Source organism: Propionibacterium ruminifibrarum (assembly GCF_900289195.1).
Lineage (GTDB): Bacteria > Actinomycetota > Actinomycetes > Propionibacteriales > Propionibacteriaceae > Propionibacterium > Propionibacterium ruminifibrarum.
Genome location: NZ_OMOH01000008.1, coordinates 25,350 through 49,076 on the forward strand (window position 1 = coordinate 25,350; position 23,727 = coordinate 49,076).

A 23,727-nucleotide genomic window follows, 5' to 3' on the forward strand; every position below is an offset into this window, starting at 1 on the left:
TCACATCCCGACAAGGAGTGACACATGGCAACAGCACAGGCCCGGGTAGCCACCGGGCGCCCCGGACGGTATGCCAGGCAGCTGGCGAGTCACATGAGCCGCCGCTGTGAGGCGAGCTGGGACGAGGAGGCCGGCACCGGCTCGATCGCCTTCCCGGGCACCGACGCGGTCTGCACGCTCACCGGCGAGGAAGCGGCGCTCGTGCTCGACCTGACGGCCACCGACCTGGACCGCTTCGAGGAGGTCGTGGGCCGGCACCTCGGGCGTTTCGGCGCCGCCGACCGGCTCGTCGTGGCCTGGACCCGTACCGACGGTTCGCCCGGCACGACGCAGGGCCCCTACGACCCCGACGAGAGGCACCCCGGGCAGCACGGCTGAGGCCCGTCGGGCGAGAACCGGTCCCACGGACGGGGCCCCGCCGCAGACGCGGGATCGGCGGGCGACCGGGGATGCCAGGCGTCATCCCGGCGACCGCGGTTCAGTTGTCGAGCTGCTCGAACTTGCGGGCCCAGGCGGTACGCACCGGGTTCGCGTCCGCAACGAGCTTGTCGAAACGGTTCTCGGCGATGTCAACGACCTGACCCAGCGCCACCCGGCGCTCGAACTCGGGCGAGTGCTCAACCCGACGCCAGGCGTCGGCGATCATCTGCTCCCGCGAAGCAAGATTGGCCACGCACACGACCAACGGCATACCGAAACGCTCACTGTAAGCGGCCGAGGCGGCGGCGATCTCGCTGCGCTGCACGTCGTCCATGCGGTCGAGGGCGATGGATCCGGTGTCGAGCTGGGCCTGCCGGTCGCCCTGCCCCTCGTCGATGAGCTCGGCGATGTCGTAGTAGCCGCTCACGAGGGCCTTCTGATCGGCCGGGCTCGCGGTGAGGACGGCCTCCTCGAAGGCCTCGCGCAGGGCGCCGACCGAGGCGAACGGGCGGGCCTGCCCGGCGCGCTCGACGGGCCAGGTGGAGCCGCTGAACAGCGAGCCGAAGGTCGACACGAAGTCGGCCTCGCTCATCTGGTTGACGGCCTCGAGACTGATCTTGCGGCCGTCGCTGACCGCCACGTCGGGGGTGCGGTGCGGGCCGACGTGGAAGAACAGGACGTTGAGGACGATCGCGACGATGGCGCCGAGGGTGACGCCGGAGCCGAAGAAGATCTGGAGCCAGCCGGGCACCATCTCGGCGAGCTGGGGCTGCAGGGTGACCAGCAGTGCCAGGCCGATCGAGGTGGACACGATGACGGAGTTCCGGTTGTCGTGCAGGTCGACCTTCTGCAGGGTCTGGATGCCGACGACGGCGACGGAGGCGAACATGGCCAGCGAGGCGCCGCCGATGACCGGGGCGGGGATCGAGTCGACGACGGCGCCGGCCTTGGGCAGCAGGCCCAGGACGATCATGATGCCGCCGGCCGCGGTGACGACCCACCGGGACTTCACCCGCGACAGGCGTACGAGGCCGACGTTCTGCGCGAAGCAGGTGTAGGGGAACGAGTTGAGGATGCCGCCGAGCAGCGTGGACAGGCCGTCGGCGCGCAGGGCGTTGGCGATGTGCTCGGAGGTGATGCGTCGGCCCACGACCTCGCCGGTGGCGAAGACGTCCCCGGTGGTCTCGACGGCGGTGATGGCCATGACGATGACCATGGAGATGATGCCGGCCACGGTGAACCTGGGCAGGCCGAAGTAGAAGGGCGTCGTGACCCCGATGACGGCGGAGGAGCCGACGGCCGAGAAGTCGGCGTCGCCCAGCAGGAGGGCCGCCAGGGTGCCGACGACCAAGCCGATGAGCACCGAGATGGTGGCGACGAACCCCTTGAACAGCCACTGCACGGCGACGATGACGGCGAGCGTGAAGAGGGCGTAGCACAGGCCGCGGACGGTCAGGGCGGCGACGTCCTGGCCCGCGGTGGCGTTGGTGCCCCACGAGACGATGTCGGAGGCGGCGACGTTCATCAGCGTGGTGCCCATGATCGTCAGCAGGGTGCCGGTGACCACGGGCGGGAAGAAACGCAGGAGCCTGGCGAACAGCGGCGCGGCGAGGAAGGTGAGCAGGCCCGCGGCGATGATCGAGCCGTACATCGCGCCGAGCCCTGCGACACCGCCGCCGTTGGCCAGGCCGATGGCGATGAGCGGGCTCACCGCGGTGAAGGTGACGCCCTGCAGCAGGGGCAGGCGCACACCGATCCGCGGGCCGAGGCCCGCCGACTGGATGATCGAGGCGATGCCGCAGGTGAACAGGTCGGCGTTGATGAGGTGGATCGTGGTCGCCGAGTCGAGGCCGAGGCCGCTGGCGATGACCAGGGGCACGACGACCGCGCCGGCGTAGAAGGCCAGGACGTGCTGGACCCCGAGCACGGCCAGCTTGCCCACCGGGGGCACCTGGTCGACTGGGTCCTTCACCTGTGCGGTGGTGGCGGTTTCGGACATGTGGGAGAACTCCTGATGACGGCGTGCCCCCACATTGTCCCGGAGTCGGCCCGGGGCCGGATCCCCTGCCTGCCTGGTGGGCGCGAATGGGCAGGGACGGGGCGTGCAGCAAGGCGTCCGGACGGTTCAGGCGTTCCCCGAGCCGGTGCCGAGCGCCCGGGCAGTTGTCCACATTCGGCCAGAACCCTTGTGGCCCGACGGGCGTGGCGGGTTGGCTTTCGACCACGGGATCGACGGTGATCCCCGGCGAAAGGCCCACCCCATGGCTCCAGCACATCCACGGCCCGCGTTCAGGCAGCGGACGGCAAGTCCCTCGCTGCGTGCCCGCCGCAGCCCGCGGCTGATCCTCATCGGTGTTCTCTGCGCGTGTCTCGGCGGTCTGGGCTGTGCGCTCGCCTGGCAGCAGACCACCCACGCGCAGCAGGTGGTCGTCGCCGCCCGCGCACTGACCAAGGGCGAGCCCGTCGACGCCGCCGCCCTCACCACGACGAGCATCGGCGCAGCGGCGGGGGTCTCCACCGTGCCCGCCGAGAACATCGACGCCCTCATCGGGCGCACGGCACTCGTCGACCTTCCCGCGGGATCGGTCGTCGCGGCCGATTCCATCGGCGAACCGCGGATCGACGAGGCCTTCTCGGTGGTCGGCCTCCACCTGCCCGCCGGGCGCGTGCCGGGCACCCTCACGCCCGGGGCGGGCGTGATCCTGGCCACCGCCCCGGCGCCGAACGACGACCCGGACGCCGAGTTCACCAGGGAGCAGACACCCGGCACCGTCGTCGGCACCCCGACCCAGGCCAGTGACGGCTCCTGGTCGCTCGACGTGCAGGTGGCCTCCGACATCGCACTGCACCTGGCCGCCCTGGCCGCCGTGGATCGTCTTGTCGTCGTGCAGACCGGCGGTGCCTGATGGTCCTCGTCCTGCTGTGTTCGGCGACCGGCTCGCCCGGCGTCACCACCTCGGCCCTGGCCCTGGCGCTCGGCTGGCCGCGCAGCGTGCTGCTCGTCGACTGCGACCGCGACCCCGCCCAGGCGGTGCAGGCCGGCTGGCTGCACGCGGCCCCGCTCGCCTCCCGCGGGCTCGTCGACCTCGCCCAGGCGCACCGGGAGCTGCAGCCGGTGGCGCCGCTGCTGTGGAGCCGCACCGTCGACCTCCTCGGCCCCGGCCACGACGGGCCGGACGGCACGGCCCGGGATCGCGGCCCGTCCCGGCGTTTCCTGCCCGGCTTCACCCACCCGGGTTCGGCCGTCGTCTTCGAACCGGTCTGGGCAGAGCTGGCCGAGGCCCTCGCGGCGCTGTCGGGCAGCGGTGTCGACGTGGTCGTCGATGCCGGACGCATCGGACGCACCGGCCTGCCCCGCCCGCTGCTGGCCGCAGCCGACGCGGTACTCGTCGTGGTCCGCAGCACCCTGCGCTCGCTGGCCGCCGCCCGCCTGCACCTGGACGGGCTGCGTGACGCGATCGTTGACGCCGGGGCCGGAGCGCAGCCAGGTTTCCTGGTCGTCGGCCCAGGCATGCCGTATGGCAACGCCGAGATCTCCCACCAGCTCGGCCTGGCCGTCGTGGCCGACATCGGCTGGCGGCCCGAGCAGGCGGCGGTGCTGAGCGATGGCCTGCCGGCCCCCCGGCGCTTCGAGCAGCGGGGGCTGATGCGCAGCGCCCGGGCGGCGGCCTCCGCGCTCGCCTCCGCGGCCGGCCCGGCGCGTGCGCCACGACCGGGGGCCGCCGCCGGTGACACCACCGGGAGTCGCGATGAGCGCGCGTGAGACGACCCGGCCCGGCCCCGCCGACCTGCCCGGCCTCGGACTCGGTCAGGCGTTCTCGGGGCTGCGCACCACCCCTCCCCCGGCGGGCTGGGCGGCACGAGCGCTGCGCGAGCAGAGCCTCCCCCAGGACCCCGAGCGGCCTCGGGCCGCCCGAGGTCTGCCGGGGCCGGCCGGCGCACAGTCCGGACCCGGGCGAGGCGTGGACGACGACGGCCCGGGTCGGCAGGGGCCGGTCCTCGCCGAGGACGCCAAGCCCGACTGGCAGGTCGTCATCGCCCTGCGGGCCACCGCGTCCGAACTCATCACCGAGCGCCAGGGGCAGTGGGAGCAGGAGCACCGGCGCCCGATGGCGCCAGAGGACCGGCGCCTCATGGGCCGTTCGATCATCACCCGGGTCGTCCACGAGCACGCCGACGAGCTGAACCGTTCCGGTCAGGCCCTGTGGCCGCTGGCGCTCGAGAACCGCTACGCGAAGGCGGTCGAGGACGCGGTCTTCGGCTACGGGCGCATGCAGCCGGTCTTCGACATCCCCGACGCCGAGAACATCGAGATTCACGGTTTCGACAACGTCGTCGCCCAGTTCGGTGACGGGAGCCGCCGCGAGCTGGAGCCGGTGGCCGACTCGGACGAGGAACTCGTCGCGGCAGTGCGTTTCCTCGGGGAGAACGCACACCCGCCCCGGCCGTTCGACGACGCGCACCCGACGATCACCGTGGCGATCGGCGACCGCTTCAGACTGCACGCCGTCGGGTTCGGGCTGGCGGACCGGCCCTCGGTCATCATCCGCCAGCACCTGCTCACCGACATCGGTCTCGGGCAACTGGCGGCCGGCGGACTCATGCCCCGCGAGGTCGCCGACCTGCTGCGCCGTGCGGTCCTGGCCCGCCTGTCGATCGTCATCTCGGGCGACCAGGGCGCCGGGAAGACGACCCTGCTGAGGGCGCTCGTCGACGCGATCCCGGACACCGAGCGCTTCGGCACCCTCGAAACCGACTACGAGCTGCTCACCCACCTGCAGCCACGCCGGCGCAACATGGTGGCGCTCCAGGCAACGATCGGGCTCGGCGAGGTGGTCGACGGCCGCCGCATCGGCGAGTACACGGTGGCCGACCTGATCCCCGAGGCCCTGCGCCAGAACCTCACCCGGCTGGTCGTCGGCGAGGTGCGCGGCAACGAGGCGGGCGCGATGGTGCAGGCGATGCAGTCGGGTGCGGGCGCCCTCACGACGACGCACTCCCACTCGGCTGCGGCGACGATGGACCGGCTGGCGGCAAGGGTCGCCGCCGGCGGAGTGCTGCGCCTCGACGAGGCCTACCGCCAGATCGCCCACAACATCCGCCTGCTCGTTCATGTCCAGCTGCTGGACGAGAGCTGGCGCGGCGGCGGAAGGCGCCGGTTCATCAGCGAGATCCGTGCCCTGACGGGCGCGGTCGAGAACGACCGCCCGGTGACGCACCTGGTGTACCGGACCGACCGCACCGGTGTCCCCACGGTCTTCGACCCCGGTGAGGAACTGCTCGCCGAGCTGGAACCCTTCACCGACACGAGGCCCGCCGGCGACCGGGGGCTGCCATGAGCCCGCTCGCCGCGGCCTCCGCCGCACTGCTGGTCATGGGCGTGGCCACGGCCGCCCGGGGCGCCCTCCCGGCGGCTCGTGTCGGCCCGCCCGCGCAACAGAACCGCTTGTCCACAGCATTGTCAACAGGGCTGTGGACACGGTGCGTGTCATGGTGGACAACGTCCTCGCGGGCGCGCCGGCTCCAGGTGATCGCTGCCGGTGGCTGCGGGCTCGCCGGTTTCGCACTCACCCGCCAGCCGCTGGTCCTGGCCGGCCTGCCGGCCCTCGTCATCGTGCTCCCGCCGCTGCTGTCCGCCCCGGCGAACCGGGACGTCGCCGTCCTCGAGGCACTCGACCGGTGGGTCCGCCTGCTGATCGGGTCGGTGTCGACGGGCAAGTCGACGGCCGACGCGATCCGCGCCACCCGCGCCCAGCTGCCCCCGCTGCTCCGCGCGCCGGTGGACGCGGTGATCGCCAGGCTGGATGCGCGCTGGACGCTGGACGAGGCGTTGCGCGCCATGGCCGACGACCTGGACAGCCCCGACGCCGATGCCGTGGTCGCCGCCCTCATCGTCGCCGCCCGGCGCGGCGGCGTCGGCTCGACCGATGCACTGCGCGCCCTCGGCCAGCACACCCGCCGGCGCCTGGCCGCGCTGCGCGAGATCGAGGCGGAACGGGCGAAACCGCGGGTCGTCGTGCGCCAGGTCACGGCCATCACCGTGACCGTGCTGGCCGGTGTGGCGCTGGTGAACCCGGGCTACCTGGCGCCCTACGGGAGCGGAGCCGGGCAACTCGTCGGCGCGCTGCTGCTGGCCGCCTACCTGGCCTCGCTCCTCATGCTGCGCGTGGTGGCCCGTCCCCGGCGCCGTGAACGCATCCTGCAGTCGGCGGGTGGTCGCCGTGGTCGTTGAGCCCCTCGTCGTCGCCGCCATGGCCGGTCTGTTCCTCGGGGCCGGGCTCTTCTGGGTGCTGCTCGGCTCGTGCCGGCGGACCGTGCGCATGAGCGACGCCTTCGCCATTCTCGACGGGGGCGCCGAGCAGGCACCGGCCCCGGCCGACCTCGTGCACGACGCGGACAGCTCCCTGGAACGGCTGGGGGCGCGGGCCTACACGCACCTGCACATCCCGCTGGGGGCCCGGACCATCGGCCTGCTGGGGCTGCATGACCGCTCGATCGGTGACTTCGTGGCGGAGAAGATCGTGCTCGCCCTCGCCGGCCTGGCCACCCCGGCGCTGCTCGTCGCGCTCAGCGCCCTCATGGGAGCCCCCCTGCCGGCTCCGACGGGTGGGCTCTCGGTCGTCGCGGCGGTCGCCGGCTGGTACTGGCCGGACCTGGCGCTGCGCCGGGGCGCCGACCGCATCCGCTACGACGCCGACGAGGCACTGCTCACCCTGTTCGACCTGGTGCTGCTGGAACGCATGTCGAACCGTTCGGGCGCCCAGGCCCTCGAGGCCGCCGCCGCTGTCTCGGCCACACCCCTGTTCAGGCGGGTGCGCGGCGTCCTGGCGCAGGCGACCCTGGAGCAGCGGGCCCCGTGGTCGGGGCTGCGCGCCCTGGCCGGGGAGCTGAGGCTTCCGGCGCTGGGCGACCTGGCCGACATCATGCAGCTCGACGAGCAGGGCGCCGCACTCACCGAACCCCTGGCGGCCCGCGCCGAGGAGCTGCGCGACGCCCACCTGGCCGCCGAACGCACGAGGGCCCAGGAGACCAGCGAACGCATGACCGTCTGGATGGCGCTGCCGGTCATGATCTTCGGCCTGGCCTTCATCGCACCACCCCTGCTCAGGCTCGCCGGCCTGGCCTGACCCACCCGCCCGGTCCGAGCCACGACGTCCCCGGACCGTCCCACCAGAAGGAGAGCACCATGAAACAACGACTCCCGGCATCCCTGTCACGCGCCGTGATGCTGCTCGTCGGCGTCCTCACCTGCCCGGCCCCGGCCCCCGGTCGGGACGAGCGGGGCCTGTCGCAGTCCACCGAGAACGCCGTCCTGCTGGCCGGTGCGGTGGCCGTCGCCGGTGTCGTCGTGGCCGCCGTCCGCGCCTACGTCACGGCGCACATGCCCACGTGAGGCGGGCGGCCGTGAACCGCCGGACGGACCGCCACGACGAGCGGGGGCTCAGCCAGTCGGCCCAGTGGGCCGTCCTGGCCCCCGTGGTGATGCTCACGCTGCTCGGCGTCATCGACGCGGGCATCTGGCTGCACGCCCGCAGCACCGTTCAGCAGGCGGCGATGACGGCGGCCGAGAGCCAGGCCCTGGCCGGGCAGGACCTCGGCCAGGCCGAGCGGATCGCCCGGTCGATGACCGGCGAACTGGCCGAGGTGGCCGTGACGGTCGAGACCGGCACGGGCCGGGTCACCGTGAACGTCGAGGCGCGTGTGCCGCTCGCCCTCGACCTCGGACTGGCACGTGTCGGGGCGAGTGCGACGCGGGCGACGGAGCACGGCTGAGCCCACCGCGCCCACGACGAGAGCCATCGAGGGAGGAACGATGAGCCAGCAACACGCAGCAGGGGCACCGCCCCAGCGCTCGGGCGGAGCCCGGCGGCACCGCCCGAGCCGAGCGGGCGATGAGCGGGGATCGGCGAGCCTTGAGCTGGTCGTGGTCGTGCCCGCCGCCGTCCTCGTCATCGCCCTGGTCACGGCCGGATGGCGGCTGTGGTCGGTGCGCTCGCAGGTGCGTGAGGCGGCCGCCGCCGGGGCGCGCGCCGCGAGCCTGGCGCGCAGCGCGGCCGAGGCCGAGCTGTCGGCGGCAGCGGTGGTCGACTCCGACCTGGCGACCATGCGGAGCATCTGCACGAGCCCGGTGGTCCACGTCGACGCCTCGGCCTTCTCGGCCCCGACCGGCGACGGCGACGTCACCGTCGACGTCTCGTGCCAGGTGCCGTTCACCGACCTCCTGGTCCCCATGCCCGGTGCGCTGACCGTGGAGGGGCGCGCCGGCTCCCGACTCGACAGCTACAGGGGGCGGCAGCCATGAGAAGACTCCTCGCGAGGGCCACGGCACTCATCATCCTCGTCGCGCTCGTCCCGGGCGGGGCGTGGGCGCTCGCCCGATGGGGGCGGCTCGACCTGCTCGGCCGGATCCGGTGGACCCGGCTGTTCTCGCACCCCGACGACGGATCGCTCGTCCTCGTCGCCCTCACCGTGCTCGGCTGGCTGGCCTGGCTGCTCCTGCTCGCCTCCCTCGTCTCAGAGACGATCCGGGTGATCACGCGCGGCGCGGTACGGATCGACCTGCCGGGTGCCCGGCTGTTCGCGCCGCTGGCCGCCGTACTCGTCGCCTCCATCGCCGGTCTCGTCACCCTCGCGCACCCGGCGCCGGGCCATACCGGCCCAGGCGGGCCGGTGGCGGACCCGCCCGCCGCGGCGCCGGGGAACCGGCCCGCCGAATCGGGCGGGGCCCCTGCCGCAGCCGCGCCCGCCCGGGAGGCTCTGCTGCACACGGTGGCCGACGGCGACGACCTGTGGACCCTGGCCGAGCGCTACTACGGCAACGGCGCGGACTGGCGGCGCATCGTCGAGGCGAACCAGGGCACCGTCCTCACACCCCTCGACCGGCTCCAGCCGGGCACGACGCTCGAGATCCCGGACCCGGCCGACGCCGACGACCGCGCCCGGCCCGCCGTCGGGAGGACCGCCGCCCAGCAGTTCTCCCACCGCGTCGACGACCCCGACGCGGCGACGGGGGACGGCACGTACGCCGTCGAGGTGGACGAGGGCGACAGCATGTGGGCCATCGCCCGTGAGGAACTGGGTGACGGCGCCGAATGGCCGCGCATCGCCGACCTGAACCGGGCCGACGTCCCCGACCCGTCGCTCATCCACCCGGGCCAGGTGCTCGCCGTCCCCGACGACCGGGGCGGCAGCGCCCGTCCCACCCAGGGCGACCGGGGCGGACAGCCGGACGAGGACCCGGCCCGCCGGTCCGGGCAGGCACCGCCCCCCGCCCGCGGCGGCGTCCCCGATGGCACGTCGGCAGAGGGCACCCGTCCGGGCGACGGCGCCACGCCCGTCGCCCCGGCCGGTGCGACGGGCCACCAGGACGGCGCTGCCGGCGTCGACCGGCCAGACGGCGTCCCCGAGCCAGACGACCCCGCCCGACCGCTCGCCGACGAGCAGGCGGTGTCCGACCAGCTGCTGCGGACCGTCGGCCCGATCGGGGCGACGACCGCCGCCGTGGTCCTCATGACGCTGGCCGTCCGGCGTCGCTGGCAGCTCAACGCCCGACCGGTCGGCCGGCGCTGCCCCCAGATCGGTGAGCGCGGGCGCCGCGCCGAGGCTGCCCTGGCCGCTGTCGCGTCCAGGTCCGGTCCCGCGCCGGCGCCGGCCACCGACCAGGAGGACCCGGCCGGCCCCACGAGCCATGCCGCGGCCGGCCCCGGTGGCGGCTCCGTGCCGGTGCTGCTCGGCTCGGCGGACGGCACCCCGGTGCACGTCGACCTGATGGCCCGTGGCGTGCTGACCGTCGATGCCGCGCACGCCGATCTCGCGGACGGCCTGCGGGCCGGGCTGGCCATCCAGCTGGCCGACGAGTCGGCTCCCGCGGTGCAGGTGCGGGCCGGCCCCGGCTGCGCCTGGCTCTCGTGCCTGGACAGCCCGCGGATCGTGACGGCGCAGGACCGGACGCGGCTGCGACGCGACGCGGCGCGTCTCGTCGCCGAACGCACCGCGGCACTGTCCGGCGGCGAGAACGACACCGTACCCGGACCGGTGGGCGACCCCGGTACGGGCGAGGCGTGGGAGCCGGTCGTCCTGCTGCTCGACGAGCCCTGCCCGTTCGGCGCCGACGAGCTCACCCGGATCGGGGTCTGCGCCGTCGCCCCGCCCCTCCCCGGCGAGCGGGCAGCCCTCGAGCTGGGCGAGCACCGGGCCGGTCTCGACGGCCTCGAGTTCGCCCCGGAACTCGTCATGGCTCCGGCTCGCCGCGGCATCGAGGACCTCCTCGAGACGGCCGACAGCACTGATTACACGAAGGCCTGGTGGTGGACCACCGACACCGACCTCCCCGACGACATCGTGCCCCTGCGCAACAGGGGTACCGCACCCGCGCCCAGCCAGGAGTCCACCGTGCCGCCCGCCACCAGCCCGACAGCCCACACAGCCCGTACCCCGTTCCTGCGTCTGCTCGGGCCCGTCGAGCTGTCGGGCGCGCAGGGCCGGCGCCCGGCCCGGGCCGTGCGTCAGTGCCTGGAGTACTGCGCCTGGATCCTGGCGCACCCGGCCGGCACCGCGGTCCAGATGACCCGCGAGCTCCTCGTGGCCGACACGACCCGGCGCTCCAACATGTCACGCCTGCGGGCCTGGCTGGGCTCGGACGAGGACGGCGAGCCGTACCTGCCCGACGCCTACAGCGGCCACATCAGCCTGCACCCGCAGGTGACCTCGGACTGGGAGCAGCTGCAGCTGCTCGTCACGCCGGGCGTCAACCGGGTGAGCGACACGGCGCTGGAGCAGGGGCTGGCGCTGGTGCGGGGCGCCCCGCTGGCCGACGCCGCGCCGGGCGAGTGGGCGTGGGCCGAGCAGATGCGCCTCGACATGATCTCGACGATCCGTGACATCGGCGTCGAACTGGCCGGCCGCCGGCTCGGCCGCGGCGAGTACGAGCAGGCCGGCCACGCCGCACGCACGGCCCTGGCCGCAGCGCCCGGCGACGAGCAGCTCATGGGGATGCTGCTGCGCGCCGAGCACCTGGCCGGCAACCGGCCCGAGGCCGAACGCCTCGTCCTGCAGATCACCAGGACGGCCCGGCAGACCAGCACCGACCTCACCGACGAGACCGTCGCCCTGCTGCAGGAGGTGATGGAGGGCCGCCGGAGGGCCCGCCTGGCCTGAGCGCCGCCGGAGGGTGACGGCGGGGTGTCACGCCGAGGGTTCCCTGCCCACCGCGGCGACGATCGGACGCAGCTCCATCCACCACTGCTTGCGCGGCCGGCGCTTCACGGTGTTGACGTGCTCGGTCATGTGCGCCAGCGGATAGTTCTCGATCCGGCCGCCCTTCAGGCCGATGTACCGGGGCACCGGCTCCTCCTCGTCGAACTCGTCGGCGAGCACGTCGAGAGCGGCGGCGGCCATCCGCGTGGCGAGCAGCCGGTCGGCCGGGCTGGGTTCGCCGCCCTGCTGCACGTGACCGATGATGTTCGTCCGCACGTCGTACAGGCCGTGGCTCTCGCCCTCGAACAGCCGCCCCAGGAAGTCGGTGGTGTACTCGGCCGAGGCCATCTCGGAGCGCACCGCGAGGAACAGGCGGCGGCCGCGGCCGAAGGAGTCGCGCAGCCAGCGCACGTCCTGGTTGAGCTGGTCGAGGCTGATGCCGTCCTCGTTGAGGTAGATGCGCTCGGCGCCGCCGGCCAGGCCGCCCATGAGCGCCAGGTAGCCGCAGCGCCGGCCCATCGTCTCGACGACGAACGCCCTGGTCGTGGCGGCGCCGGACTGCTTGATGCGGTCGATGTCGTCGACGATCTCGTTGAGCGCCGAGTCGGCGCCGATCGTCTCCTCGCTGCCGGGCAGGTTGTTGTCGATCGTCGCGGGCACGCAGACGATCGGGATGCGGAAGGCCGGGTAGCGGTCGGTCTCGCCCTGCATGAGATAGGCCGCCTGGTAGGCGTTCCAGCCGCCGACCACCATGAGCGCGTCGACCCGGTGGTCCTCCAGCGCGCGGCTGATCGCGTAGAACTGTTCGACACTCGGCACGTCGCGGCGCAGGCCCAGCTCGGCGCCGCCGGCACCGGCCCAGCCCTCGACGTCCTCCCACTTGAGCTCGGAGATCGCGCCGCGCAGCAGCCCGGTGAAGCCGTTCTGGACACCCAGCATCGTGTAGCCGCGGGCGATGCCCAGGCGCACGGCCGCGCGGGCCGCGGTGTTCATGCCGGGGGCCAGTCCCCCGGCATGCAGGATGGCCACGCGCGGCGAGTCCTCGGTCGCCGTGACGCGGTGCGGGTGGGTCAGCTCCTCGAAGAGCCGGGCCATGTCGGTGAAGTCCTCGTTGCGCAGACCCATCGCCGCCTCGTAGTCGCCGGCGGCGATGAGCTCGGGCACGCGCCGGGTCCTGGCAACGGCCTCGGCGAGGGGCAGCCGCACGATGCCGGAGCCGCGGATGCCCAGCACCACGCCCTCCGTCGCCGGGGTCGCGGTGAGCGCCTCGAGGGCGGCCGAGTAGCCCAGCCAGGTGCTGGCCCAGCGGTCGTAGGCGCTCGGCTTGCCGCCGCGTTGCACGTGCCCCAGGTTTGTCAGGCGGGCTTCCTCGTTGTTGATGCGACTGATCGTGGCACGCACGTACTCGCTCGTTATGGGGTCGCCGTTGCGGTCCTGCGCGCCCTCGGCCACGACGACGATCGACTCGCGGCGGCCGGCCGCACGACCGCGGCGCAGCTCCGCGCACATCTGCTCCTCCCAGCCCTCGGCGGGGGGCAGCTCGGGGATGAGCACATAGTCGGCACCACCGGCGATGGCGCTCATCAAGGCCAGGTAGCCGCAGTGCCGGCCCATCACCTCGATGACGAAGCAGCGCTGGTGGCTGGCGGCGGTGGCGGTGATGGCGTCGATCGCGTCGACGATGCGGTGCAGGGCCGAGTCGGCGCCGATCGTCGAGTCGGTGCCCACCAGGTCGTTGTCGATCGAGCCGACCAGGCCGGCGATCATGAGGGCGGGGTGCCCGGCCGCCATCTCGGCGCTGATCCGTCCCGCGTCGGCGAGCTCCTCCATGATCGTCGGCCACTCGGTGCGGAAGACGTCCAGGCCGGACAGCGAACCGTCGCCGCCGATCACGACGAGACGGTCGATGCCGCGTTCCACGAGGTTCTTCGCGGCCTCGACCCGACCCTCGTGGGTGCGGAAGTCCTTCGAGCGGAACGTTCCGATGGCCGTGCCGCCCTTGCCCAGGATGTTGCCGGCGTCGTTCCACGTGAAACGCCGGATCCCGTCGCCGCCGTCGACCAGGCCCTGGTAGCCCTCGTAGACGGCGAAGACCTCGGCACCGCGGCTCATCGCGGTGCGCGTGACACCGCGTACCGCGGCATTCATGCCAGGTGCGTCACCACCCGAGGTGAGGACGGCTATCCGGACAGGGCTGGTAGCTGCGTCGGTCATGGCTCCATCCTCGCTCATGGCCCGGAGCGCCCGGCAAGAGGGTTTCTGCTCGGATGCCGCGGAACGCGACGAACATGAGAAGCCGGCGATGCCGCTCGGGACGACTTGCAGCACCATGCTGAAGCCGAGACGCACGAGGTCACAGGAGCTGGTCGTGGCTTCCGGTTCGGCTCAAGATGAGGGTTCCATCATCAGGATCGATGGTGTAAAGCAGCAGCCAGTCGGCCGTGATGTGCAATTCGCGGTAGTTCGAGAGAGGACCCGTGAACTGGTGGCCGCGATGGCTCCTCAGCCAGTCTGTCTCCTGAGCATCGACCGCTTGGATGGCGGTCTTGAGGGCGTTCATGTCGTAGTGCTTGCGCTTGAGTCGCTTCACATCACGCAGGAAGGCAGGCCGGTAGGCGATCCTACGCATGATCAATGAGATCCATCATCTCGTCGATGCCGTTGACGTCGACGACAGGCTCGGCCTCGGCCTCACGGATCGCATCCACGTACGGGAAGAGGCTGGGCTGGAAGGGCAGCCGCTGCTCGTGGACGACCTGACGGAGAAAAATGTTGATCGCCGTGGGTACGGACATGCCCATGCTCTCGAGCGTCTCCGTGGCCTGCTCCTTCAGCTCGCGGCTGGTCCGCACCTGGATCCGAGCGTCGAGATTCATGAGAATCCTCCTTACTCTGGCTCCAAATGTACCCTGTTTGTACTCTTTCTGGAGTCGATACATCTCTTGCGTGAGTACTCCCCCGGTCTTCTCGGGATTGTTCACGGGGCCCTCACCACTGGCACACCACAGCCGGACAGGGATTCCGTCGATGACGGTCGCCCCGCCGGAGGATGCCTGGCGAATTCCTCCGCGGACCCGTATGGCGACAGGCTCCCTCGGATTGTTCCCGGTGTCCGCCGATGCGCCGGCGACATCGAGTGGTCTCCGGCCCCGACCGACGACACGGAATACGTCACGCCCGCCGTGACCGGGTAACCCCGCGCCCACCCGGCACCGACCGGGTGCGTCATACTGACCGCATGCACGCACTGGTCTGGGCCGTCGTGCTCCTGGGGGTGGCCTGCGCCGGCTCGGGCGTCCTCGCCCTGGTGCTGCGCCGCCGGCTCACCCTGCTGCGCGCCGACAACGAGCAGCTGCGCAGTGTCGTCCGGCGCCGCATGGAACGCCCGCAGATCTTCTCCCACGAGGTCCGCACCCCGCTCGCCCTCATCCGGGGCGCCACCGAACTACTCCTGGAGGGCACCCCGGGCCCGCTCACCGAACGCCAGCGCGAGTTCGTCGAGACGATCGCCGACAACACCGCGCAGATGACGCAGCTGTCCGAGACGATGCTCACCGAGGCGCGCATCGAGGCCCAGCTGCTCACCCTGCGCCGCGAGCGCGTCGAGGTGCGCTCGCTGGTGCGTCAGGCGGTCTCCGAGCTGCGCCACTTCACCCGCATCCCCATCGAGCTCGACAACACCGGCGCCCGCATCAGCCTCGACGGCGACCCCGCCCTGCTGCGCCAGGCGCTGTGGAACCTCGTCAACAATGCGGTGCGCCACGCGGGCCCGGGCGCGACCATCTCGGTGCAGGTGTCGGAGGCCGACGAGACGGCCGTCATCGCCGTCACCGACGACGGGGCCGGCATGACCGACAGCGACCGGGCGAGGCTGTTCCAGCCCTTCAGCTCACCGCCCGGCGAGAACGACAGGCACGGCACCGGCCTGGGCATGCTCGTCGCCCAGCGTGTCATCGCCGCGCACGGGGGCCGCCTGCTCATCGACACCATCGACGGACGGGGCACCTCGATCCTGTGCGCTCTGCCGCTGGGGGACCCCGCCACGTCCCTCCCCCCGCCGGCAGCGGATCAGGAGACCCCATGAGCGCACCCACCGCACTGGTCGTCGACGATCAGGCCCAGATGGTCTCGATCGTCGCCTTCGCCCTGGAGACCCAGGGCTTCGCCTGCCTCACCGCGGCGACCGCCGAGCAGGCCTGGGAGATCCTCACCCGCCGGCAGGTCGACATCGTCGTCCTCGACATCATGCTGCCCGGCGCCTCGGGCATCGAACTGTGCGAGCGGATCAGGGCGACGGGCACGACACCCGTCATCCTGCTGACGGCCAAGAGCAGCACCGATGACCGCATCGCCGGGCTGCTGGCCGGCGCGGACGACTACCTCACCAAGCCGTTCAGCCCCCGCGAGCTGGCCCTGCGCGCCCAGGCCGTCCACCGCCGCACGCAGGCCGGCGCCGAGGCCGGCCTCGTCACCAACGGCCCGCTCGTCATCGACACCAGACGGCACCGCGCCACGTGGAACGGGCGGCTGCTGCGCATCTCCGACATCGAACTGCGCCTGCTCACTGCGCTGGCCAGGCACAAGGGCGAGGTCGTCACCTGGGCGGGGCTGCTCAACGAGGTCTGGTTCACCGAGTCCGACGCCGGTGGCCGCGAGATGGTCAAGACGACCGTCTACCGGCTGCGTCAGCGCCTCGACACCGATGGGCGCCCCCTCATCGTCACCGTGCGCGGCGTGGGCTATCTCATGCCTGACCAGGACGCCCCGTGACAGGCCCGTACCGCACCCGGTGGCGGGCACGGCTCGCCCGCTCCGCCGGCGCGCTCGTGATCAGCCTCGTCGTGGCGGCCTCGGCGGTCAACGTCATCGCCCACGCGCGGGGGCCCCGCCTGTCGGTGCTGTGCTCCTCGATCGAGGACCTCTGCCAGGAGTGGGGCCGCGCCTTCCGGGAGCGCACCGGTGTCAACGTGACCGTCGCCCGCCGCTCGGCGGGCGAGGCCCTCACCCTCGTCAGCCAGCACGACAACCAGTTCGACGTGTGGATGGGCGGGCCCGCCGAGATGTACGTGCTGGGTGCCGGCCGCGGGCTGTTCGCCGCCTACGTCCCGGCCGGCGCCGAGCACGTGCCCGACGACCGCAAGGACCCGTCCGGGGCCTGGACCGGTATCTACCAGGGCGTTCTCGGTTTCTGCTCGAACACCGCCGTGCTCGCCCGGGCCGGGCTCGACGCACCCACCCGGTGGGGTGACGTGCTCGACCCGCGGCTGCGCGGCCTCGTCTCGGCGCCGAACCCGAACCTGTCGGGCACCGGTTACACGATGGTGGAGACGCAGGTGGCCAGGCTCGGCACCGATGCGGCGATGGCCTGGCTGCGTCTGCTGAACCGGAACATCCTGCAGTACACGTCCTCGGGGCTGGCGCCCTCCGGGGTCGCGGCACGCGGCGAGGTGGCCGTGGCGATCGCCTTCACCCAGCACTGCGCCAAGCAGATCGACCAGGGCCACGACGAGCTGACGATCACCTACCCCGATGACGGCACGGGCCACGAGATCGGTGGCATCGCGATCCTGGCCGGCACCGACCAGCCGGAGACGGCCCGGCGTTTCGAGGACTTCATGCTCTCGGACGAGGGCCAGTCCCTCGGCGCGGGAATCGCCTCCAGCCAGCTGCCGGCCAGGGATGACCTCGCCCGCGACGAGCGACTGGTCCTGCCGCCCGGCTCGCACTTGGCCGAGTTGCCGCTGGACGAGGCGGCGGCGCGGCAGAGGGAATTGCTCGACCGCTTCAACAGGCAGGTGCTGTCATGAGACGCATCATCCCGGCGAGCCGCGTTCCCGCGCGGCACCTGGCGCGCGGCGGTGTCCTGTGGGGGCTCGCCGATGCAGTGATCGCCGTCCTGCTGTGGCCGGTTCTGTCGGTACCGCTCACCGCCGAGGGACGTGCCGCCCTGGTCGGTGTCGTGGTCAACCAGCACCGTCTGGTCACCGGGACCTTGACGCTGGCCCTCGTCACGGGCCTGGCGGGGACGATTGGCGGCGCGCTGCTGGCCGGCGTCCACCACCGCTTCAGGTTTCGCGGCCGCCGGCTGCTGCAGCTCATGGTGCTCAGCCAGCTGCTCATGCCCCCGGTGGCCCCGGCCATCGCGCTGCTCCAGCTGTGGGGCCACAACGGGCTCGCCGCACGGCTGCTGGGCTGGCACTCGGTTCCGGTGTACGGTTTCGCCGGGCTGGCCGCCGCCGAGGTGATGACGCTGCTGCCCCTCGCCCACCTCGTGATCCTGGGCGGGCTCTCGAACCTCGACCGGGCGCTCGTGGAGCAGGCCCGCGACATGGGGGCCTCTGAGACCCACGTCCTGACCCGCATCGTGCTGCCGCGCATGCGTGGGGCCCTGGCCGGCGCCTTCCTCCTGCTCGTGGCCCGCGCGGCGGTCGACATCACCAATCCGCTGGCGCTGGGCGGCAGCTACCCGGTGCTCAGCACCCGGCTGCGTGACGCCGCCGTCGGCGAGGGCGACATGCCGGGGGCCGGGGCCTGCGGACTCGTTCTCCTCGCCATCTGCGCCGTGGCGGCACTGGCCGTCCCCGGACGCGATCACCTGCCGGTTCAGGAACGACTGCGCCACCACCGCCGGGTCCGGCCGTCGGGGGTGGGGGACTGGGCGCTCGTCACGGCCGCCTGGGTCGTCGCCTCGGTCGAGGTGCTGCCGCTGGTCGTCTGCGCGGTCGCCTCGGTGCTGACGACCACGGCGGGGTTGACCGGCGGGCACTACATCGAGCTGTTCACCAGCGACACCACGCGCTTGGCCGTCTCCGACTCACTGCTCGTGTCGGCGGTGACCGTGGTGGCGGCGACGAGCATCGCCCTGGCCGTGCTGGTCATATCCCCACGCGCCGGTCCGGCCAGCATCTCCCGCGTGCTGCTGGCCTCGACCACCCCGATCCTGCCCCTGGCGCTCGGCGCTCTCCACTGGTGGCGCAGGCCGCTGTGGGGCGCGGCCTCGGGGTGGGTGGTGCTCGGGCTGGTCGCGACGATCACGACGATCGGCTCGGCGCCGATGATGATCACCCTGCTTCGTCAGCGGCTGGCCTCGATGACTCCGGGGGCCGCGGAGTCGGCCGCCGGCCTCGCCGTACGGCCCCGACAGATCATCGGCCCCCTCGCCGTTCCGCACCTGTCGGTCGTCATGCCCATGATGCTCATCGTCACGCTCGCCGAGGCCGTCACCTCACTGGCGCCGGTCGTGTTGTTCAACGGCGCCGACACCCCCTTCCTCGCGACACGGCTCATCACCGACGTCGAGTCGGGCCAGCTGGGCCGGGCCAGCGCCCTGGCGGTGACGTCTGCCGCTCTGCTGGGGACGCTCGGCGGCTGTGCCGCGGTGCTGGCCGCCCCGCTGCGCCGGGTGACCGTCACCGGGGTCGGGGCACTGGACGAGGTGCGGGCATGAAGGCGATCGGGATCACCAAGACCTTCCCGGGGATGGCACGGCCGGCCCTGCGCGATGTGACGATCGAGGCGGGCCCGGGGGAACTGCTCGACCTGATGGGCCCCTCCGGCTCGGGGAAGTCGACGCTCGTGACGGTCATCAACGGTTTGACCAGCCCCGATGCCGGCAGGGTTCTCATCGGCGGCCGGGATGTGACATCTCTCGCGCCGGCCCGTCGTCCCACCGCGACGATGTTCCAGCAGGACAACCTGTTCCCCGAACGGACGGTGGCCGACAACGTCGCCTACCCGCTGCGACTGGCCGGGGCGTCCAGGACGCATCTGCAGGACCAGACCGAGGTGATGCTGCTGCGGCTGGGACTGGCAGGTGTCGCCGACGCGCTGCCCCGCCAGTTGTCCGGTGGTCAACGCCGTCGTGTCGCCCTGGCCAGGGCACTCGTGACACGTCCCGAGGTACTGCTGCTGGACGAGCCGCTGTCGGGTCTGGAGCAGGGGCTCAAGAGCAGCCTTCTCGACCTCATCGACCAGATGCGCAGGCGCCTGGGCATGACCGTCATCCACGTGACCCACGACACGCCGCTCGCCCTCGGCACGGCCGACCGGATCGTCGTCCTGAACCGCGGCGAGGTGGTCGACGAGGGCTCGCCACGGGACATCTACCAGCGCCCGACGAGTTCCTTCGTCGCCTCGTTCATGGGGGCCTCCAGTTTCCTGGACGTGCGGGTCCTCGGTCCGGGCGAATCGGACTCGCAGCGGCGGGTGGACGTGCTCGGCACGCCGATGACGGTGGCCTGCCCGCCGACCGTTCCGGTCACGGCCGGTTCCGAGGCGGTCCTGCTCATCCGGCCCAATGCCCTGTCCGTCGTCCCGGCGTCCGGGACGGCCACGGTGATGGGCCAGCCCGAACCCCGCGGCATGCTCGGTGTCATCCAGCGCAGGTTCTACCGCGGCGAGTGGATGGAGTACCAGATCGAGACCGAGCGCGGATCGGTGCTCGGCACCGGTGAGCTGTGGGGTCCCCTGCTGGAACGCCACGATCCGGCGCGGCTGGTCTTCCACCCCGACCGGTTGTGGCTGTTCCCCCGCTGAGCCCCCGCCCCGGCGCCGGCTTATGCCGGGGCCGGGGCGCTGCATGGGGTTCGTCCCGGTGACAGGGCTGTGACCAACTGTTACCGCGAGTGATCGACTCCGGGAACGCCCGGCGATGACGATGTGAGCGAGCAGCGCCGCTCGACCGGGCGGCACCGTCCATGGGAGTCACACATGTCCGCAACATCGACAGTCCAGCCGGGCAGGAAACGGTCGTGGCTGGCCGCACCGCCCCAGGCCCCACGTCTCGGCGATGACGAGGTGAAACGCCGTTACCCACGCCTGCGTCTTCAGGTGTTCATGGGGATCTTCATCGGCTACGCCGGCTTCTACCTGATCCGCAACAACATCTCGCTGGTCTCGAAGATCCTGCTCGACGGGGGCCAGATCAACAAGACCGGCATCGGTCTCATCGCCAATGCGGTGCTCATCGCCTACGGTTTCTCGAAGTTCTTCATGGCGATGATCTCCGACCGTTCGAACGCCCGTTACTTCATGCCGCTGGGGCTCGTCCTGTCGGCCCTGGCCAATCTGGTGGTCGCCTTCGTGCCGGCGGTGTCGAGTTCCCTGGCCGTGTTCGCGACCGTCATGTTCATCAACGGCTGGTTCCAGGGCATGGGCTGGCCTCCGGCGGGCCGCGTGCTCGTGCACTGGTTCAGCACCAATGAGCGGGGCTGGAAGACCTCGATCTGGAACTGCGCCCACAACGTCGGCGGCATGGGGGTCGGCGCCGCCGCGGCGTGGGGTCTGGCGTTGACCGGCGACGACTGGCATGCGGCCTTCTGGCTGCCCGCCGTCATGGCGATCGTCGTCGCGGCCGTCGCCTTCGCCCTCATCCGCGACACGCCAGCATCGGTCGGCCTGCCCCCGATCGAGGAGTACCGCGACGACCCGGCCAAGGTCGAGTCCGACACCAGCGAACTCGAGAAGTTGAGTTACTGGCAGATCGTCGTCCAGCACGTCTTCCGGAACAAGGCGATGCTGCTCCTGGCCTTCGCCAACGTCTTCGTCTACGCCCTGCGGTACGGCGTGCTGAGCTGGGCGCCCACCTATCTGTCGCAGGTGCACGAGGTCTCGGTGGCCAAGGGCATCGCCGGGTTCTCGCTCTTCGAACTGGCCGGCATCTTCGGCACGCTGGCCTGCGGCTGGGCCTCCGACAAGATCTTCAAGGGGAACCGCACCCGCACCGGCATCACCTTCCTCACCGGTGTGGGCGTCTTCCTCATCCTCTACTGGCTGGCCCCGGTCGGTACCCCGTACTGGCTGCTCATGGTCTACCTGTTCTTCATCGGCGCCTTCATCTACGGGCCGGTCATGCTCATCGGCCTGCAGGCCATCGACATGTCGGCGGCCCACGTGGCGGGCACCTCGGCGGGCTTCACCGGCCTGTTCGGATACGTGCTCGGCGCGACGATGGCCTCGACCGGTGTCGGCTACGTCGCCGAGCACTTCGGCTGGTACATCACCTACGGCATGCTCGTGGCGTTCGTCGCGGTCGCCGTGATCCTGCTGGCCTTCATCGGCCCCGAGGAGAGGCGCCTCATCGAGGCCCACCGGGTGAGGAGCGGGCAGTAGGTCCCCTGGCCAGGGTCCCGGATTCCGGGACTGGCATCTCCCTCACGCGCCGGCCCCCGGCTCAGGCTCTGACGGTCTGGACCGGGGGCCGGCGCGTGACGCATGGTCGTCGGAACCGGGTCCGCCGGCTTCCCGTGCGCAGGCTGTGAATGCTGCCCTGTGAGCGATCAGGCTTTGCCTCGTTACTTACCGAAGCGTAGGTTTGCTGTGGCCCTGAACTTACTCGACCGTAGGTACCGAGGGGCGCCCACCGCCTCGGCTCACGTCCACCAGCCTGGAGTAGAACCCATGACGACATCACCCATCGAGGCTCCCAACACCGACTACGACACCGCAGCCCTGCGCGAGGTCGTCGAGCGACGATTCACCTGGGCCGCCGGCTTCGAACGCAACGTTCACCGTTACGCGAACCGAACCGCCATGACGGACCTGCCCAGCGGCCGCACCTGGACCTACGCCCAACTCGGCGCGGACACCGGCCGTCTCGTGGCGGGCCTGGCCGCACACGGTGTCGGGACCGGTGACATCATCGCCCACCAGCTGCTCAACTGCCCCGAGTTCTCCCTGCTGTACGTCGCGGCCCAGGGGCTGCGCGCGGTCAGCTCCCCGATGAACTTCCGCCTGTCGCCCGGCGAGACGGCCCATGCGCTCGACCAGCTGCACCCGGCCGTCTACGTCTACGACACCAGCCAGTCGGCCCAGACCGCCGACGCCCTGAGAAGGGCCGACTTCCGTCCTCCCGTACTGGTCGCCGTCGGCGACGGCGAGCCGTTGCCCGGCGCCATCGGCTTCGACGAGCTGTACGCCGCCGAGGCCCCCGGTTTCACCGCCCCGGCCGACGGCTCCACCTGGGACGAGACGAGCCGGCTGTTCACCTCCGGCACCACCGGCATGCCGAAGGCCGTGCCGTTGACCAGCTTCAACGAGGTGCTCACCGCGCACGACGTGATCATGCACTTCCCCGTCAACCCGCACGACCGCACGCTCAACATGTCGCCCTGGTTCCACCGCGGCGGCAACTACTGCGCCGGACCGAACACCATGTTCTACGTGGGCGGCGAGGTCGTCATCATGCCGAAGTTCAGCGCGGCGGCCGTCCTTGACGCCGTCGAGCAGCACCGGCTGACCTACCTGGTCGGCGCCCCGACGAACCTGGAGCGCCTGGCCGACGTGCAGGAGGCCGAGCCCCGCGATCTGTCGAGCCTGCACGGCATCGTCACGATGGGCGCCCCCCTGGAGAAGGCCGCGGCCGTGCGCTACCAGAACGTGCTCAGCCCGCGTATCGGCAACGGCTACGGCGTCACCGAGAGCTTCTGGAACACCTTCCTGCGCCCCTACGACGTGACGAACCTGCCCGGCACGGCCGGCCAGGCCTGCATCGACGACGACGTCGCCGTCGTCCGCGTCTTCGACGACCGGGTCGCCGAGCCCGACGAGCTCGCCGCCAAGGACAACACCGAGGTCGGGGAGGTCATCATGCGGTCGGTCAAGGCCGGCTACGCCTACGCCGACAACCCGGAGGAACAGGCCGCGAAGTTCCGTGACGGCTGGGTCTACCCGGGTGACCTGGCGACCTGGGACGAGAACGAGACCATCACCATCGTCGGCCGCAAGGACGACATGATCATCTCCGGCGGCGAGAACGTCCACCCGGTGCAGGTCGAGGAGATCCTCGCGACGCACCCGGATGTCGCCGCCGTGGCCGTCACCGGCCTGCCCGACACCGAGTGGGGCCAGCTCGTGGCGGCCTACGTCGTCCCGCGCCCCGGTTCCTTCACCGACGAGCAGGCAGCCGCCACCGAACTCGACAGGTTCTGCAAGGACAGCGACGACCTGGCCAACTACAAGCGCCCCCGCCGCTACGCCTTCGTCGACGAGCTGCCGATGACCGCGACCGGGAAGAAGAAGCACTTCGTCCTGAGGAACCAGGCCTCCGCGGACGACGACCAGGGCCGTTTCCTCACGCCGTGAGCCCCCACGGCCGGTTCCAGCGGCTCGTGG

The 23,727-nt window shown here is 71.9% G+C and carries 21 protein-coding genes; 17 read left to right on the plus strand and 4 right to left on the minus strand.

Annotated features, from left to right (window positions below):
* Positions 1-24 precede the first annotated feature (24 nt).
* Complete coding sequence (locus tag PROPJV5_RS09665) at positions 25-378, plus strand: DUF2218 domain-containing protein (protein ID WP_119716153.1); 354 nt, start codon at positions 25-27, stop codon at positions 376-378.
* 100 nt (positions 379-478) lie between these two features.
* Here the strand turns inward: PROPJV5_RS09665 and PROPJV5_RS09670 are convergent, their stop codons facing one another.
* On the minus strand, positions 479-2,419 hold the full coding sequence (locus tag PROPJV5_RS09670) for a solute carrier family 23 protein (RefSeq protein WP_119716154.1): 1,941 nt from the start codon (positions 2,417-2,419) through the stop codon (positions 479-481).
* Positions 2,420-2,681: 262 nt separating this feature from the next.
* On the opposite strand from PROPJV5_RS09670, the gene PROPJV5_RS09675 reads away from it, so the two are divergent.
* The 9 genes from PROPJV5_RS09675 (at position 2,682) to PROPJV5_RS09710 (ending at position 11,577) form a co-directional block, all read left to right on the plus strand.
* Positions 2,682-3,326: an SAF domain-containing protein gene (locus tag PROPJV5_RS09675; RefSeq protein WP_119716155.1), complete on the plus strand. Its 645-nt coding sequence runs from the start codon at positions 2,682-2,684 to the stop codon at positions 3,324-3,326.
* The gene (locus PROPJV5_RS09680; protein ID WP_119716156.1) at positions 3,326-4,183 is read left to right on the plus strand and encodes a hypothetical protein; all 858 of its coding nucleotides are present in this window, start codon (positions 3,326-3,328) and stop codon (positions 4,181-4,183) included. The genes PROPJV5_RS09675 and PROPJV5_RS09680 overlap by 1 nt, the downstream gene beginning before the upstream one ends.
* Positions 4,170-5,759, plus strand: a complete 1,590-nt coding sequence (locus PROPJV5_RS09685; RefSeq protein WP_119716157.1) for a TadA family conjugal transfer-associated ATPase — start codon at positions 4,170-4,172, stop codon at positions 5,757-5,759. Before PROPJV5_RS09680 ends, PROPJV5_RS09685 begins: the two co-directional genes overlap by 14 nt.
* Positions 5,760-5,905: 146 nt before the next feature.
* Positions 5,906-6,652 carry a type II secretion system F family protein gene (locus PROPJV5_RS09690; protein WP_182858668.1) on the plus strand — a complete coding sequence of 249 codons (747 nt, stop codon included), beginning with the start codon at positions 5,906-5,908 and terminating at the stop codon, positions 6,650-6,652.
* The gene (locus tag PROPJV5_RS09695; RefSeq protein ID WP_147385422.1) at positions 6,642-7,547 is read left to right on the plus strand and encodes a hypothetical protein; all 906 of its coding nucleotides are present in this window, start codon (positions 6,642-6,644) and stop codon (positions 7,545-7,547) included. The genes PROPJV5_RS09690 and PROPJV5_RS09695 overlap by 11 nt, the downstream gene beginning before the upstream one ends.
* Positions 7,548-7,606: 59 nt before the next feature.
* Positions 7,607-7,813 (plus strand): hypothetical protein, encoded by a 207-nt coding sequence (locus PROPJV5_RS12420; RefSeq protein WP_147385423.1) that lies wholly within the window; start codon positions 7,607-7,609, stop codon positions 7,811-7,813.
* An 11-nt stretch (positions 7,814-7,824) separates the two neighbouring features.
* Entirely contained in the window at positions 7,825-8,193 is a 369-nt protein-coding gene (locus tag PROPJV5_RS09700; protein WP_119716160.1) for a TadE/TadG family type IV pilus assembly protein, read from the plus strand.
* Between the two features lie 40 nt (positions 8,194-8,233).
* Entirely contained in the window at positions 8,234-8,722 is a 489-nt protein-coding gene (locus PROPJV5_RS09705) for a TadE/TadG family type IV pilus assembly protein (RefSeq protein ID WP_119716161.1), read from the plus strand.
* Positions 8,719-11,577 carry a LysM peptidoglycan-binding domain-containing protein gene (locus tag PROPJV5_RS09710; RefSeq protein ID WP_119716162.1) on the plus strand — a complete coding sequence of 953 codons (2,859 nt, stop codon included), beginning with the start codon at positions 8,719-8,721 and terminating at the stop codon, positions 11,575-11,577. Before PROPJV5_RS09705 ends, PROPJV5_RS09710 begins: the two co-directional genes overlap by 4 nt.
* 27 nt (positions 11,578-11,604) lie before the next feature.
* Here the strand turns inward: PROPJV5_RS09710 and PROPJV5_RS09715 are convergent, their stop codons facing one another.
* The 3 genes from PROPJV5_RS09715 to PROPJV5_RS09725 form a co-directional block, all read right to left on the minus strand.
* Complete coding sequence (locus tag PROPJV5_RS09715; protein WP_119716163.1) at positions 11,605-13,830, minus strand: 6-phosphofructokinase; 2,226 nt, start codon at positions 13,828-13,830, stop codon at positions 11,605-11,607.
* 139 nt (positions 13,831-13,969) lie between these two features.
* Positions 13,970-14,245 carry a type II toxin-antitoxin system RelE/ParE family toxin gene (locus PROPJV5_RS09720; protein WP_119716164.1) on the minus strand — a complete coding sequence of 92 codons (276 nt, stop codon included), beginning with the start codon at positions 14,243-14,245 and terminating at the stop codon, positions 13,970-13,972.
* Positions 14,238-14,492: a type II toxin-antitoxin system RelB/DinJ family antitoxin gene (locus PROPJV5_RS09725; RefSeq protein ID WP_119716165.1), complete on the minus strand. Its 255-nt coding sequence runs from the start codon at positions 14,490-14,492 to the stop codon at positions 14,238-14,240. Before PROPJV5_RS09725 ends, PROPJV5_RS09720 begins: the two co-directional genes overlap by 8 nt.
* Positions 14,493-14,854: 362 nt before the next feature.
* On the opposite strand from PROPJV5_RS09725, the gene PROPJV5_RS09730 reads away from it, so the two are divergent.
* The 7 genes from PROPJV5_RS09730 to PROPJV5_RS09760 all read left to right on the plus strand — a co-directional run bounded on the left by PROPJV5_RS09730 (position 14,855) and on the right by PROPJV5_RS09760 (position 23,697).
* Positions 14,855-15,700 (plus strand): sensor histidine kinase, encoded by an 846-nt coding sequence (locus tag PROPJV5_RS09730; RefSeq protein WP_182858670.1) that lies wholly within the window; start codon positions 14,855-14,857, stop codon positions 15,698-15,700.
* Positions 15,697-16,386 carry a response regulator transcription factor gene (locus tag PROPJV5_RS09735; RefSeq protein WP_119716167.1) on the plus strand — a complete coding sequence of 230 codons (690 nt, stop codon included), beginning with the start codon at positions 15,697-15,699 and terminating at the stop codon, positions 16,384-16,386. Before PROPJV5_RS09730 ends, PROPJV5_RS09735 begins: the two co-directional genes overlap by 4 nt.
* Positions 16,383-17,423: an ABC transporter substrate-binding protein gene (locus PROPJV5_RS09740; protein ID WP_119716168.1), complete on the plus strand. Its 1,041-nt coding sequence runs from the start codon at positions 16,383-16,385 to the stop codon at positions 17,421-17,423. Before PROPJV5_RS09735 ends, PROPJV5_RS09740 begins: the two co-directional genes overlap by 4 nt.
* Positions 17,420-19,063 (plus strand): ABC transporter permease, encoded by a 1,644-nt coding sequence (locus PROPJV5_RS09745; protein WP_119716169.1) that lies wholly within the window; start codon positions 17,420-17,422, stop codon positions 19,061-19,063. The genes PROPJV5_RS09740 and PROPJV5_RS09745 overlap by 4 nt, the downstream gene beginning before the upstream one ends.
* On the plus strand, positions 19,060-20,151 hold the full coding sequence (locus PROPJV5_RS09750; RefSeq protein ID WP_119716170.1) for an ABC transporter ATP-binding protein: 1,092 nt from the start codon (positions 19,060-19,062) through the stop codon (positions 20,149-20,151). Before PROPJV5_RS09745 ends, PROPJV5_RS09750 begins: the two co-directional genes overlap by 4 nt.
* Before the next feature lie 174 nt (positions 20,152-20,325).
* Positions 20,326-21,726 (plus strand): MFS transporter, encoded by a 1,401-nt coding sequence (locus tag PROPJV5_RS09755; RefSeq protein WP_119716171.1) that lies wholly within the window; start codon positions 20,326-20,328, stop codon positions 21,724-21,726.
* Between the two features lie 288 nt (positions 21,727-22,014).
* Positions 22,015-23,697, plus strand: a complete 1,683-nt coding sequence (locus PROPJV5_RS09760) for a class I adenylate-forming enzyme family protein (RefSeq protein WP_119716172.1) — start codon at positions 22,015-22,017, stop codon at positions 23,695-23,697.
* Positions 23,698-23,727: the final 30 nt, after the last annotated feature.

Bases quoted from the DNA above. Each gene is read 5' to 3' on its own strand.
- PROPJV5_RS09735 (WP_119716167.1), top strand. From the start codon at position 15,697: ATGAGCGCACCCACCGCACTGGTCGTCGACGATCAGGCCCAGATGGTC.
- PROPJV5_RS09750 (WP_119716170.1), top strand. From the start codon at position 19,060: ATGAAGGCGATCGGGATCACCAAGACCTTCCCGGGGATGGCACGGCCG.
- PROPJV5_RS09685 (WP_119716157.1), top strand. From the start codon at position 4,170: ATGAGCGCGCGTGAGACGACCCGGCCCGGCCCCGCCGACCTGCCCGGC.
- PROPJV5_RS12420 (WP_147385423.1), top strand. From the start codon at position 7,607: ATGAAACAACGACTCCCGGCATCCCTGTCACGCGCCGTGATGCTGCTC.
- PROPJV5_RS09715 (WP_119716163.1), bottom strand. From the start codon at position 13,830: ATGACCGACGCAGCTACCAGCCCTGTCCGGATAGCCGTCCTCACCTCG.
- PROPJV5_RS09675 (WP_119716155.1), top strand. From the start codon at position 2,682: ATGGCTCCAGCACATCCACGGCCCGCGTTCAGGCAGCGGACGGCAAGT.
- PROPJV5_RS09665 (WP_119716153.1), top strand. From the start codon at position 25: ATGGCAACAGCACAGGCCCGGGTAGCCACCGGGCGCCCCGGACGGTAT.
- PROPJV5_RS09705 (WP_119716161.1), top strand. From the start codon at position 8,234: ATGAGCCAGCAACACGCAGCAGGGGCACCGCCCCAGCGCTCGGGCGGA.
- PROPJV5_RS09745 (WP_119716169.1), top strand. From the start codon at position 17,420: ATGAGACGCATCATCCCGGCGAGCCGCGTTCCCGCGCGGCACCTGGCG.
- PROPJV5_RS09755 (WP_119716171.1), top strand. From the start codon at position 20,326: ATGTCCGCAACATCGACAGTCCAGCCGGGCAGGAAACGGTCGTGGCTG.
- PROPJV5_RS09725 (WP_119716165.1), bottom strand. From the start codon at position 14,492: ATGAATCTCGACGCTCGGATCCAGGTGCGGACCAGCCGCGAGCTGAAG.
- PROPJV5_RS09710 (WP_119716162.1), top strand. From the start codon at position 8,719: ATGAGAAGACTCCTCGCGAGGGCCACGGCACTCATCATCCTCGTCGCG.
- PROPJV5_RS09760 (WP_119716172.1), top strand. From the start codon at position 22,015: ATGACGACATCACCCATCGAGGCTCCCAACACCGACTACGACACCGCA.
- PROPJV5_RS09720 (WP_119716164.1), bottom strand. From the start codon at position 14,245: ATGCGTAGGATCGCCTACCGGCCTGCCTTCCTGCGTGATGTGAAGCGA.
- PROPJV5_RS09680 (WP_119716156.1), top strand. From the start codon at position 3,326: ATGGTCCTCGTCCTGCTGTGTTCGGCGACCGGCTCGCCCGGCGTCACC.
- PROPJV5_RS09670 (WP_119716154.1), bottom strand. From the start codon at position 2,419: ATGTCCGAAACCGCCACCACCGCACAGGTGAAGGACCCAGTCGACCAG.
- PROPJV5_RS09730 (WP_182858670.1), top strand. From the start codon at position 14,855: ATGCACGCACTGGTCTGGGCCGTCGTGCTCCTGGGGGTGGCCTGCGCC.